Below are 13,364 nucleotides of genomic sequence, written 5' to 3' on the forward strand. Positions count from 1 at the left end.
TTTGTCAAATACCACTTTCTATCTGAACTTCTTTTTATGTGTTAACACTGATAAAAAGAGAATAAGGAGAGATTTCTTAGGATGGTGCTTTAATAATCATTGTGACGAATGTGTATCAGTTTCTGTTGAAGAGTTAGTTCCGAAAGAATGTTTCCTTCATACAATTGAGACTACAATTAGTTTTAATTGTATTTAGGAAAAGCGATCCTTTTTTAAAAGGATCGCTTTTTTCTTGAGCGAATAAATATTCAAAAGAATGTCGCATCTTTCTGTTCATATTTCTGCTATAATATATAACGCTTTATAATATTTTATACTTAAGGAGAAAAACTCATGAAGCGAAAAAAGAGCCATTTAATGGTAATGGCACTTGTTACAACTTTATTATTAACAGCTTGTAATAATAAAGCGAATAAAAGTGATACAGAGGCAAAAAAACAAGTATTAAATGTAACAGTATCAGAAGAAATTCCTTCTCTTGATACTGCGAAAACGATGGATGGTACATCAGCACACGTTATGCAAAACATATTTGAAGGTTTGTATGTATTAGATGATCAAGATCATCCTATTCCAGCGGTAGCAAAATCGTTTAAAAGAAGTGAAGATGGTAAAAAATATACATTTGATTTGCGTAAAGATGCAAAATGGTCAAATGGAGACAGTGTGACAGCAAATGATTTTATGTTTGCATGGAAACGTGCAATTAACCGTGAAACAGCGTCTCAATATGCGTACATGCTCTTTTACGTGAAAAATGCAAAAGAGATAAATAAGGGAACAATGCCTCTTGATAACCTTGGCGTTAAAGTTATAAATGATTATAAGTTAGAAGTGGAACTCGATCAGCCAATTCCGTATTTTTTACAGTTGTTAGCATTGCCGATATACTTACCGCAGCATGAATCATTTTTGAAAGAACAAGGAAGTAATTATGCATTGGAACCTAGTAATCTCATATATAACGGGCCATTTGTATTAGAGAAATGGAAGCATGAACAAGAGTTTCAATTAAAGAAGAATGCTACATATTGGGATGAAAAGAAAGTGAAATTAGACGAGATAAACTTTCAGATTGTAAAGGATACAATGACGGCTGTTAATTTATACGAAGCTGGTGATTTGGATCGAGTGTCTATTAATTCTCAATTTGTAGACAAGTATAAAGGGAATAAGGAATTACATATGTCGAGCGAACCTGGGATTGCTATGCTACGTTTTAATGAGCAAAATAGTGCGTTAGCAAATAAAAAGGTGCGTCAATCTATTTCATTAGCGTTAAATAAAGAAGATTTCGTTGCTCACTTTATTAATAACGGGGCAAAGTCTGCAAGTGGAGTTGTACCAGTTGGTCATATAAATGAGGAGACTGGTAAAGAGTTTAGAAAAGAAAATGGAGATCTTTCTCCATATGATTTGCAAAATGCGAAAAAGATTTGGAAAGAAGCGAAAAAAGAACTGGGAGCAGACGAAGTAAACCTCGAGTTTTTAACGTATGAACAAGATAATGCAAAACGTATGGCAGAATATATAAAAGGGGACTTAGAAAAGCATTTGCAAGGATTAACGATACAAATTAAACAACAGCCATTTAAGCAAAAATTACAGTTAGAACAAACAGGAGATTACGATATATCTATGGCAAATTGGGGACCGGATTATAAAGACCCAATTAGTTATTTAGAGCTATTTACGACGAGTAATCCAAATAACAAAATGAATTATTCTAACCTTTACTACGATGAATTAATAAAGAAAGCGAAAAGCGATTTTGTACTAGATCAGAAGAAAAGATGGGAAGCATTGCAAGAGGCTGAGCGTATTCTATTAGATGATGCTGCAGTTGCACCGCTTTATCAAATGGGATCAGCTTACGTACAAAAGGATTATGTAAAAGGAATTGAAAAGCATCAATTTGGTGGTGTTTATACGTATAAGAATGCTTATATCGCAAATGAATAAATACAAAAAAACTTACTTTTTAAAAGTAAGGTTTTTTACAGAGGGCAGGGACAGCCTTTGGTGATGTTCCCAGCATATAAAGAAGATAGATGCAAAATTGTAGTTACGCATTCATAAGAAATTGTAAAAAATCAATTCGAGCAGTTTATTTAAGTAAAAAGAAGTTAGTAGTAAACGAAATTAAATAGTTAAGAAAAAAGATACTTGAATGTGGTTGCTATTCTTTGTAGGTTTTTAATAACAGAAAAAGAAAAATAGAAATATAGCATACATGGAATAAGGAAATGCAGTACAGATCAGCGTACAAGCATTCTCTTGCTGTAACTATGCTTGTTTTTAATTATATAAAGAAAATATTAGATTATATATTTTGTCCTTGGTATACTTAAAGGGTAATTTGGGGTATTAAGATGAATTGATAGAGGTGTTTGTGTGGAATTGTTTGAGTATTATAAAAAAAAGGGGAAAGTTAAGTGTTTGATTGGAACTGGGCTTTTTCTTTATGGATTAATTGGTATGTATAATACCTGGGGTAATATTAACTGGGGACCAGTAATTTTCATTATTATAGTTTCATTTGTTGTTTTTGGTATTGGATTTTGGCAACTAAGAAAAGGGGATTTATTAAGAGAAAATATAGTTGGAAATGATTTGAAGTTTTGGGATATCGATACTTATGTTTTATTAGAATTACCTGAAAAAAATAAACATGTAGGCTTATATACTCCTGATGGGATATATGTAGCAGGAACAAAGATGGTTTCTTCAACATTACCATTTTTAAAAAATAAACAAATTTTTGGATTGGAAGCAAGTAATGGAGAAATTCTTGCATATTTTCATAGTGAAGTTGAAAATTATGATTGGGCTATTTATGATTCAAATTATAATCGTGTAGGGATGTTTAAAGAAAATATGATACAAGGATTTGGAACGGTACGTGGTTCTTTAATGAATGAAAAAGAGATAAAACTTTCTGAAGTAGAAGTTGAATTTGATTTTTTCGAAACTTCTTTTCGTACAATCGATAATCGGATATTAATAAACTGTAAAAGAGGATATATGCCTTTGGAATGGAGTGAAAGATTCGGATTAAATGTACCTATTATTAAATTAGGTAATAATATTTCTAACGCTGAAAAGATATTTGGTTTAGGGGTTCTTATCTATATTTTAGAAACAATTAAAGTAAGAGAAAGTAGGATTTTTAATGATTAAAATTAAATGTTTATGTTATAAGATTTATTGAATGTGTTATTAGGGGGATATAAATGGGGAATATACAAGTTAAACCGGAAGAGTTAAGAAGAATTGCAAAGAATTTTAGATATGCTAGTAATGTAGAATCAGATCGTCATTTGAAAATTCAAGGGGAATTATTAAATCTTCAAATGAGATGGATTGGTGCTTCGAGTTTAAGTTTTTATAATGATTTACCTAGAATGAATAAAGCACATGAATCTTTTCTTAATATGTTAAAACAAATAGAAGATGAATTAATTCGTATAGCAGAGAAATTTGAAAAAACTGATATGGAATACTCGTCTAAAAACTCTAATAATAATTCACTTTTGATGAATTCAAAGTCAGCGGTTGAAGCAGGTGCTGGAGTAGTTGTAAAAGGAATTGGTAATGTAATTAATGGTGAAAAGTATGAAAAATCACTTGTAGATGAAAATGGAACTGGTGGTCTATTTATTAAAGGTCTTACAGTTGAAGCTGAGCCATTTGTAAGTTCTCGTACTTATGATAGATTTGATGTGAAAGATAAAAACAAGAGGGAACAAACTTATGGACCTATGGTTGGTTTTACAGTAGCCCAAGCTGGAATAGAACAAGAGAATATTAGAGGATTTGGAGTAGGGGCTGAAGCTAAAGTAGCACTTGCTACTGCAGAATTAGGTGCTCATGTAGAAAATGGGAATTTACATATAGGAGCTGAAGCTACTCTAGTAAAATATGAGAGTGCTATAAAAATCCCACTTCCATTTTCTGATAAAAAATTACAAATTGGAGGATCGGCGTCACTTGGGACAGTCGGGGGATCTTTAGAAGCTGGAAAAAGTGGAGTGAAATTCCATGTACCAGTTGGTCCTGGTGTAGGTTTATGGGGATTTGGTGGAGAATTTGCTATTAAAGAATAAAGGGGAAAATTAGTATGAATAAGAAAGTGAAAATTTTAAAATATTTTATGGTTATATTAGCTTGCATTGCAATTTTTGGGACAGTTTTACCTAATGCATTAGATCCAAATGAATCATTAGCAGGGAAAATTTCAATTGCAACTTTCGGTACAATTGGAGCTTGTTTACTATTCTCTATTATGTATTTTATTGTAAAAAAAGCTATTTTAAGAGGTGGGAAATAAGATGGGACAAAATTTAGAGTTAGAATTACTTCCAATAGGTTCTGTTGTAATGTTTAAAGATTGGGAACATCCATTAATGGTTTATGGAAGAAGACAGATGGATTCTGAAACAAAAAAAACATGGGATTATGTATGTTGTTATTTCCCTCATGGTAATATTTCTTCGGAGTACAATTTCTTTTTGAATCATGAAGATATCTCTAGTGTGTTACATCTCGGTTTTATTAATGAAACTGAATTAGAGTTTCAAAAATTATTTAAAAAAGAAACTGAAGAAAAGCAGTGATTCTTTTAAGCTATTGGTGTTTTTGAAATAATTAAAGAATGAATCTTAATTCATATACATAAAAAAGGGGAATTTTTATGAAATTAATACGTGTATTTATGATTCTCACTCTTGTTGTATTGTTAAGCGCGTGCAATACAGCAACACAAGTTACAAAGGTTCAAAAAAATGGAGAAACGACTTTGGAAATTGGTTCTCTGCAAGGGTATTACGACGTACAAACGCTTAAAGCTGAAAAAGGAAATGTGGAAATCCCTTATGAAGCAGCTGTTGAAGAAGGTACGATTTTATTACAAGTTACAAAAGATGATAAGGTTATTTATGAAGAAGAAATCACTTCTCAAAAAGAAGGTTTGTTTTCTTTTGAAGCTCCAAAATCCGGATCATATGATTTAATTGTACGCGTGAAGGGTGAAAAAGAGAAAGCAAAAGAAATTCAAATACATACTAAGCTATGAAAAAACGGCAAGTGGAGTGCACCCGCTTGCCGTTTCCATTTTCAGTTGATTCTGTCACAACATATGTTTATCGATTTAAGTAGTGATCGGCTGAGTCCTGATGTTTATTCCGCCGAAATTCCTGATGGAGTTCAAATAAGAGATGAACAAAAGAATGTGTTACAAACTTGGCATGTTAAAAACAAAATTGATAACTCTCTTTTACAAGATGAAAGGACTAGGTTTGATGCGTTCGTATTTAAAAGAGATCTAGATGGTAAAGGGGGACATAGGGTGATGATCTTTTTAGAGAAGGTGTCCCAAACCTTACTACAGATATTGGTTATATATGGGGGTAAATAATTTGAAAAACATTGAGATTCTAAATACATATATTGAAGGGTTTTCTGATACTCTCCCTACGTGGTTAAAATATTTAATCGAGGCAGAGGAGATACATCAAAACTATGAGAATGTACAAGTACTTGGTGCATTAAAAACAGATGCGGTGTTGTACTATGTACACCGTACGCTGCAAGTGTTAGATGGATTGCCTATAGATGAAGAAGCGTATCGTATTATTGAAAAGGTACTAACGTATAGTGAACTTGCAAAGGTAGGCTCTTTAAAACAGCGGGAGCAATGGAAGAAAAACGGGATTAATCTATTCGTACATAACGAGGGTTCTGCTGATATCTTTAGTGATATTCAGTTTATTGAACGTGTGGAGACAAACTTAAATTCTACAGAGTATTTGTTTATTCGAGATTTAATTAGAACACATGGATTAATCGGGCAGTATATCCGCGGGTAGGCTCGTTTGGACTCTCATGTTGATTTAATTAACAAATATAAAGAAGAGTACGGAGACGTTAGGTTAAAGGAGATTCTATACTATCTTAACCAATGTATTATTGAGGGTGTATCAAAATCTTTGTGGAGCGAAGTAAAGAACGATGTGAAGATTACAATTGATGGACTATTTGATGGTTATGTGGAGCCATTTACTTCTCGTATACATAGACTCACTCCAAAACATAAGGAGTCAGTATTTGAAAAAGATATAATTATGGGAAGCGAGAAGAGAGACGTTCAAATATTTTTATCTAATAAGGATTTGTGGTATGTAGAACCGTCTATGCATGCTCTTAGTTTTGAGGATATTTGGACAGTTGTTATTATGTTAAAGAACGAGATAGGATCTAGAAAAATTCAGCATATACATTTCGAGAAATTGATGCAGCAGTTGCACTATGATTTCAAAGGCGAGAAAAAGGACAACGTGTATCGTAAGCGGGTTATTGAGAAATATCTACGGGAGTACCGTGAGAACGAGAAGCCGAATACAACGCATGTTTCTTTTAAGGCTAAAGTCGATGAAGATATGAAGACTGCGTATGTGTCGTTTCAGTTTTCCGCTGTAGGTGAGGCGTTAATTACCTTCTGTGTAGAGGCAGAAAAGATAGATATGATGCATATGATAGATTCCATAACGAAGAAGTGTATCTGGAGCATATGAATAGCTCGGCTGATGATAAACGAATTATTCTTGATTATATAAAGGGAGATACGATGGTAGATGTCGGAGCCGGTGGTGGTGTCATGTTAGACATGATCGAAGAAGAGACCGAGGACAAACGAATCTATGGTATCGATATTTCTGAAAATGTGATTGATACGTTGAAAAAGAAGAAGCAGAACGAGGGGCGTTCTTGGGATGTCATTAAAGGGGATGCAATCAACTTAAGCAGCTCGTTTGAAAAAGAATCGGTTGATACGATTGTATATTCTTCTATCCTTCATGAGCTGTTTTCTTATATCGAGTATGAAGGTAAGAAATTCAATCATGAAGTAATTAAAAAGGGGCTAAAGAGTGCTTACGAAGTGTTAAAGCCAGGAGGTCGTATTATCATTCGTGATGGCATCATGACCGAAGATAAAACGTTAATGCGTGTGATTCATTTTAAAGATGCAAGCGGAATGAAGTTTTTAGAGCAGTATGTCCGTGAACTTAAGGGACGTATAATCCAGTATGAGGTACTTGCAGACAATACAGTCAAAATGCCTGTTAACGATGCGATGGAGTTCTTATATACGTATACTTGGGGTGAGGATTCCTTCGTTCATGAGGTGCAAGAGCAGTTTGGAATCTTTACGCCAAACGACTATAAGGATTTCGTAAAGGGTATCTTCGGAGATAAAGTAAACATCGTTCAAGCTATGAACTATTTACAGGATGGATATACACAACATCTTAGCGAGAAAATCGAGTTTAAAGATGAGTCTGGCAATGCGGTTGTGCTACCGGATAGTACGTTCTTTATGGTTTTAGAAAAGAGGTGATGATGTTGAAAACTTTAAGAATCTTTAGCCAAAGGGCGTATTTTTAGAGTAATGAAAAAACCCTAATCTCTTAATTTTATACTGAGAAACAAGTCAGTTATTAAAAAATCAGGTCATTGAATATCAGGATGTATTGATGAGTGGAAGGAAAGGGCGAATTGATGGGCTTGGGCGTGATACAAAAGGGTTGAATGATGGAAACGGTTGTGTAGTTATTTCTCATATTGGAGATGTATATGCAAGTGGGTTATTACCGATTAAAACGGGAAATATTAGAACAACATCGCTAACTGAAATCTATCGAAACTCTCCTGTTTTTCAAAACCTTCGTAATCCTGACAATTATAAAGGAAAGTGTGGTATTTGTGAGTATCGATATATTTATGGAGGATCTCGTTCTAAAGCATATGCAATGACGGGAGATTACATGGAAAGCGAACCTTTCTGTGTATACATTCCAAAAATATTGCGAAAACAGAAAAAGAACGTAAAAAAAGGGACGTGAGTAAGAATATGCTCATGCCCCTTTTTTTAGATTATATAATGTATTCTACTTCGCATCAGTCGTATGATGATCTAAGAAATGAAAAACGCTCGGTTTTCCATCTTTCGTTAAAAATCCACTATCTTGATTCATTATGCTGAAGCGAGTTTTTACGTATACTTTCTATTAAACTGATTTTAATAAAGAATAATAATTCGTGTCATAGGGGATATCATCTTGATACATATAATTTTTCAGAATACCTTCTTTTTCAAATCCTAGTTTTAATAGCACTTTATTGGAAGCTTCATTTTCAAGAAAGACAATCGCCCCGATCCGTTTTAAATGAAGTGTGTAAAAACCGTATGATATAACGTCAGAAACCGCTTCAGTCGCATACCCATTTCCCCAGTGTTCAGGGAGGAAGGCATAACTTATATTGGCTCGTTTATGTTCAGAAGACCAATCATGAAATCCGATTGTTCCAATGAGTTCTTTCTTGTCTTTTAATTCGATTCCCCATTTTATACCACTTCTTGCATTGTAACTCAGCTTAAAGTTATGAATGATTTGTTTCACTTGATCAACATTTTGTAATGGTTTTTGGCCATAATAGCGCAGTACATCAGTATTAGAAAAGCATTGTAGTATACTAGGTGCATCTACTTCGGTAAGTTCTCGTAAAATGAGTCGGTCGGTTTTTAATATAGGAAACATACTTTCACTCCATTTCTTCTGAAACTAGAATATGTTGTTATTATATAATCTAGTCTGAAAATAAAGATTATTCAAGAGGGAACTATATTTTTGATTTATGATAAAATTAATTGTGGAATATATTTCAAAAAGAGGTTTGTATATGGAGAAAAATTCAATTTTAATTGTAGATGATGATCAAGATATTGTTCGATTTATGAACGTGAATTTAATGCAAGAAGGTTTTAAAGTTTTTAGTGCTCATAATGGGGAAGAGGCTTTAGAAATAATAAATAACAACAGTATTCAACTTGCTATATTGGATATTATGATGCCACAAATGGATGGGATAGAATTGTGTAGAAGGATTAGAGAGAAACATAGTTTACCAATTATGTTTTTAAGCGCAAAATCATCGGATGTAGATAAGGTAATAGGATTTAGTACAGGAGCAGATGATTATATTGTGAAGCCGTTCAGTACAATTGAATTTATAGCGAGAGTGAAGGCTCAATTAAGAAGGTATACATATTTTAATCAAAATGCTGTCCAAGTAATAGAAAAGAAAATAAACATTAGAGGTTTAGAAATAGATGAAGTGTCGAGAACAGTAATGCTATATGGAGAAACAATCAATCTTACGAAAACTGAATATGATATTTTGTATTTAATGGCAGCTGCAAAGAATCGTGTGTTTACTATTGAAGAAATATATGAGAACGTTTGGAAAGAAAGGGCCTATGAAAGTAATAATACAGTAATGGTTCATATTGCAAGATTAAGAAATAAAATTGAAGAGAATCCAAAAGAGCCGAAGTTTATTCAAAATGTTTGGGGAGTCGGATATAAAATTGAAGATTAAATCATTACAAGGCATTAGAACTAAGTTTTTTATCGCATTCATATGTAGCATTCTGTTAGCAACTGTAAGTATAATAGCGTTTCAAATATTAATTGGAAATATATATAGTCATGTTACTGCGTTAGAGGAAAAATATTCACTTTTATATGTAATAGCTTTTTTAATTTTTACTACAATATATTTTGCATTCATGACAAAAACAATGATGAAAAGGTTATCTGAAATAAATAAGAACTTGAAAGAAATAAGTAATGGTAATTTGGAAATACATATATCTATTTCGAAAAATGACGAGATTGGTGAATTAGCAACGAATGTTAATAGGATGGCTAAAAGTTTAAAAGAGTCTATCGAAAATGAAAAAAAAACGCAGGTAACGAAAAATGAAATGATTAGCAATATTTCTCATGACTTACGAACACCTGTAACATCTCTAATCGGTTATGCGGACCTGTTAGGAAATCAGCTTCATTCAAATAGAGAAGAATGTGAACAGTATGTAAGTATATTAAAGCGAAAAAGTTATGAATTAAAAAATCAAGTAGATGATTTATTAGAATATTGTCAAATAAATTATAGGGAGATTGAATTACATAAAAGTGAAGTAAATATGAAAGCGTTCATTGAACAAATCATGATTGATTTTGTACCACAACTAGATGATGCCGATATGAGCTTTTGTATTAATGGTGATAAGGAGTTACATGTGGAAATGGATGTAGCGCTTATGGTGAGGCTGTTCGAAAATGTAATTAGTAATAGTATTATGTACGGGAAAGACGGAAAACAGATTTTGATTCGAATTTCTAAAAGAGACATGAATGTTGAAATAGAAATTAAAAATTTTGGACAATGCATTCCGAAAGAGAACCTTCCTTATGTTTTTGAGAAGTTTTATCGTGGCGAAAAATCACGTAGCTCTTATACGGGTGGAAAAGGAATGGGACTTGCAATTGCGAGAAGTATAGCAGAGCTCCATAAAGGGGATATCACTGTGTGCAGTAATGAGAAAGAAACTGTTTTTACCATCGTTTTACCGCATTATAAAGAATTGTAAGAAAATCGTAAGTATTTCTTTTATATGTTGTAATTTTCACTTCGTATTATGTAGAAAAAAGATATGAGGGTGGGGGTACAACATGTGGAAGAGATATGTATTAGTAAGTTTAGTAGCGTTTTTAATTATAAGTTGGAGTGTAGTTTATTTAGCCCATGGTGTTATATCAGTCATTGTTTGGTGGGGGTTACAAGCCTTTAGCTTAGTATCAATTTTTATTTTGATAGGGTCAGTATTACTATTTTTGTGGAAAGGCATTTTCAGAAAGCGAATAGATAGAACACTACTCTTCATCGTTCTTTTCTCTATAATTGGAGCCTGGCCTTTAGGATGGTTTGCTAACATAGGGGGACTTGCTTACCCAGCAGATGTACAATCTATGAATCCTAAAGCATTCGTTCGTTTTCCTTTGAATGAAAGAGCATTAGTGGGCTGGGGCGGTGATCGATTAGAAACGAACTATCATGTTATAAAACCAAATGAACGATGGGCATATGATATTCTTATTCCGCCTGCTGAAGTGAAAAGTAGTAATTTAGGGGATTATGGAATATATGGAGCGGAAGTAATGGCACCAGCTTCTGGAACAGTTGTATCTATCAATAATGATGAAAAAGATGTAGTTCCAGGAGAGGATGATTTTCAGTCAATGGCGGGGAATCATATTTATTTACGACTAGATGAATCAGGGACATTTTTGATTCTTGCCCATTTAAAAAAAGGATCAATTAAAGTGAGGGAAGGACAACATGTAAATGAAGGAGAGGTTCTTGCCCAAGTCGGTAACTCCGGAAGTTCAAGTGAGCCGCATTTACATATTCATCATCAAAGGCAGGATCCATCCAAGGTGAGCATGTTTTTTTCGGAAGGATTACCACTTTACTTTCGAACTGAGAAAGGTGCGCTAATGCCAAAAAGAGGTACATACATAAGTGGTAATGAAAAAAGGTATTCCAGTTTTATTGGAATACCTTTTTCTATTACCCTACAAATGTTTGATACAGTAAGAAAATATTTAAAATGATAACAAGTGCAGCAATGATCCAAGCGATAAAAGTTGTTATGCGGTGATTAACGAGTGAACCCATAATTTTTTTATTGCTTGTAAACATAATAAGTGGTACTAATGCAAAAGCAATACCGAATGATAAGACGACTTGGCTCATGACTAGAGCGTAAGTTGGATTTACACCTAAAGCGATAATAACTAATGGTGGAATCATTGTAATAAAGCGGCGTAAGTATAACGGAATATGCATTCGAATGAAACCTTGCATAATAATATCACCTGACATTGTACCGACAGAAGAGCTAGATAGTCCTGCGGATAAGAGCCCAATTCCAAATAAAGCAGCCGATACTGGACCGACTAAAGTACTGAACTGATTAAAAGCAACATCAAGGTCTTCAACATGCAAGCCATTTTTAAAGAATAGTGCAGCAGCAACAATTAACATACTCGCATTAATTGCTCCAGCGATAACCATTGCGATAATGATATCAATAAATTCGAAACGGAAAATCTTTTTCTTTTGTTCATCAGTTGTTCCAACGACGCGGCGTTGTGTCAATGCAGAATGTAAATAGATTGCATGTGGCATAACTGTCGCGTCTAATATCCCTGCTGCAAGTAATATACTGTCTACACCTTGGAATTTCGGAATCAATAGTCCTGAAAGAAGGGGACTTAATTCTGGTTTTGCATAAAAAACTTGAATCCCAAATGCTATTACTACAATAAAAATCATCCCTGTAATAATAGCTTCTAGTGGGCGAAATCCTCTGCGTTGAAACTCAAGAATAATAAATGATCCGACTGCTGTAATTAAAGCAGCTGGTAACATAGGAATTCCAAATAATAAATACAATCCGAGTGCTGCCCCGATAAATTCAGCTAAATCTGTAGCCATAATAACGAGTTCACCTTGTATCCATAAGCCGATAGACACAGGTTTTGGAAAGTGCTCGCGAGCTATTTCAGGTAAATTATTTCCTGTAGCAATTCCTAATTTAGCTGATAAAGTTTGAATTAATACTGCCATTAAGTTAGAAGCGAATATAACCCATAATAGTAAATATCCGTATTGTGAACCAGCAGCGATATTTGTAGCAAAGTTACCAGGGTCAATATAAGCTACGGATGCGATAAAAGCGGGTCCTAAAAACGGTAACAGTCGTTTCCAGCCTTTCGTTTCGCCACTTAAAGCTTAAGTGTGCGGATTGAACAGTTGTACTTTGAGAAGGGACTTGTGCATCTTTTGATATATCTTTATTCATAGTAGTTTTCCCCTTTGGAATGTTAACTTGATGAAATTATTGTAAGTATTCTTATTGTTTATTTCAATACATTTAAATGTATTAGATGATATTTTTATCCCGCTTTAATGGGCAGTAAGACCCCCACCTCAAAATTCAGCGAAAGCAAAGAAGTTAGGAGGGGGTCGGGCTGCCCATTAAAGTCCGATTGGTGAGGGCTAATAATCAGTGGGGGATGAAGAAAACCCCCACTGATTAAAGTTTCACTTTATTTGAACATAAATGTTTCCTTAGTGCAAATTATATGCCTTGCTGCAATGGATGGTGTCGTGTAATAAAAAATTGGGAGTTTATGGTGTGATGACGTGGGGAAACATAATGAATTAAAGGGCTGTTTTTGAAATTTATGTGAACAAAAAGCCGATAATACAGCATATTAATTGATGGAATTGCATTTGTATGATATATAATATATTGGGATTACAACATAACCACAGGGTTTTGGTGTGTAATCTTGTTTTTTATTTTTGTTAACTGATAGAAAATAGTATAAAGAGAAGAAAATGGATTCATTTTCTTATTATATATGTTTTGATATGAACGTTAACTTATA

Annotated in this window: 10 protein-coding genes and 4 pseudogenes; 12 read left to right on the top strand and 2 right to left on the bottom strand. The window is 33.6% G+C overall.

Translation table 11 applies throughout. From position 1 onward, the window contains the following. The first annotated feature begins 333 nt into the window (after nt 1–333). The 9 genes and pseudogenes from PDL00_RS07130 to PDL00_RS07170 all read left to right on the top strand — a co-directional run. Nucleotides 334–1,962, top strand: coding sequence for a peptide ABC transporter substrate-binding protein (locus PDL00_RS07130; protein ID WP_242253970.1), 1,629 nt, complete (start codon nt 334–336; stop codon nt 1,960–1,962). A 72-nt stretch (nt 1,963–2,034) separates the two neighbouring features. Beyond that, a pseudogene (locus PDL00_RS07135) lies at nt 2,035–2,150 on the top strand (ABC transporter ATP-binding protein); the annotation flags it as partial. 244 nt (nt 2,151–2,394) lie between these two features. Next, on the top strand, nt 2,395–3,180 hold the full coding sequence (locus PDL00_RS07140) for an ABC transporter ATP-binding protein (RefSeq protein WP_270728020.1): 786 nt from the start codon (nt 2,395–2,397) through the stop codon (nt 3,178–3,180). A 53-nt stretch (nt 3,181–3,233) separates the two neighbouring features. Beyond that, nucleotides 3,234–4,106 (top strand): WXG100 family type VII secretion target, encoded by an 873-nt coding sequence (locus PDL00_RS07145; protein ID WP_242253974.1) that lies wholly within the window; start codon nt 3,234–3,236, stop codon nt 4,104–4,106. 14 nt (nt 4,107–4,120) lie between these two features. Further along, nucleotides 4,121–4,330 (top strand): hypothetical protein, encoded by a 210-nt coding sequence (locus tag PDL00_RS07150; RefSeq protein ID WP_001036914.1) that lies wholly within the window; start codon nt 4,121–4,123, stop codon nt 4,328–4,330. A gap of 1 nt (nt 4,331) precedes the next feature. Continuing rightward, complete coding sequence (locus PDL00_RS07155) at nt 4,332–4,616, top strand: DUF4176 domain-containing protein (RefSeq protein WP_242253976.1); 285 nt, start codon at nt 4,332–4,334, stop codon at nt 4,614–4,616. 77 nt (nt 4,617–4,693) lie between these two features. Next, on the top strand, nt 4,694–5,074 hold the full coding sequence (locus PDL00_RS07160; protein WP_242253979.1) for a BA_1872 family lipoprotein: 381 nt from the start codon (nt 4,694–4,696) through the stop codon (nt 5,072–5,074). Nucleotides 5,075–5,402: 328 nt separating this feature from the next. Next, nucleotides 5,403–7,396, top strand: a pseudogene (locus tag PDL00_RS07165) (class I SAM-dependent methyltransferase). A 103-nt stretch (nt 7,397–7,499) separates the two neighbouring features. Beyond that, nucleotides 7,500–7,901 (top strand): annotated as a pseudogene (locus tag PDL00_RS07170) (SPASM domain-containing protein); the annotation flags it as partial. A 165-nt stretch (nt 7,902–8,066) separates the two neighbouring features. Here the strand turns inward: PDL00_RS07170 and PDL00_RS07175 are convergent. Beyond that, the gene (locus tag PDL00_RS07175; protein WP_270728026.1) at nt 8,067–8,597 is read right to left on the bottom strand and encodes a GNAT family N-acetyltransferase; all 531 of its coding nucleotides are present in this window, start codon (nt 8,595–8,597) and stop codon (nt 8,067–8,069) included. A 142-nt stretch (nt 8,598–8,739) separates the two neighbouring features. Between PDL00_RS07175 and PDL00_RS07180 the strand changes: the two genes are divergently transcribed. From PDL00_RS07180 to PDL00_RS07190, 3 genes are all read left to right on the top strand, one after another. Further along, nucleotides 8,740–9,438 carry a response regulator transcription factor gene (locus tag PDL00_RS07180; RefSeq protein ID WP_270728028.1) on the top strand — a complete coding sequence of 233 codons (699 nt, stop codon included), beginning with the start codon at nt 8,740–8,742 and terminating at the stop codon, nt 9,436–9,438. Beyond that, nucleotides 9,428–10,495 carry a sensor histidine kinase gene (locus tag PDL00_RS07185; protein WP_242253987.1) on the top strand — a complete coding sequence of 356 codons (1,068 nt, stop codon included), beginning with the start codon at nt 9,428–9,430 and terminating at the stop codon, nt 10,493–10,495. The genes PDL00_RS07180 and PDL00_RS07185 overlap by 11 nt, the downstream gene beginning before the upstream one ends. Nucleotides 10,496–10,577: 82 nt before the next feature. Further along, on the top strand, nt 10,578–11,519 hold the full coding sequence (locus tag PDL00_RS07190; RefSeq protein WP_270728030.1) for a M23 family metallopeptidase: 942 nt from the start codon (nt 10,578–10,580) through the stop codon (nt 11,517–11,519). Here the strand turns inward: PDL00_RS07190 and PDL00_RS07195 are convergent. Further along, nucleotides 11,476–12,772: pseudogene (locus tag PDL00_RS07195) on the bottom strand (Nramp family divalent metal transporter). The gene PDL00_RS07190 and the pseudogene PDL00_RS07195 overlap by 44 nt on opposite strands. Nucleotides 12,773–13,364 lie beyond the last annotated feature (592 nt).

It is taken from the genome of Bacillus cereus group sp. TH152-1LC, from assembly GCF_027710505.1.
Lineage (GTDB): Bacteria > Bacillota > Bacilli > Bacillales > Bacillaceae_G > Bacillus_A > Bacillus_A mobilis.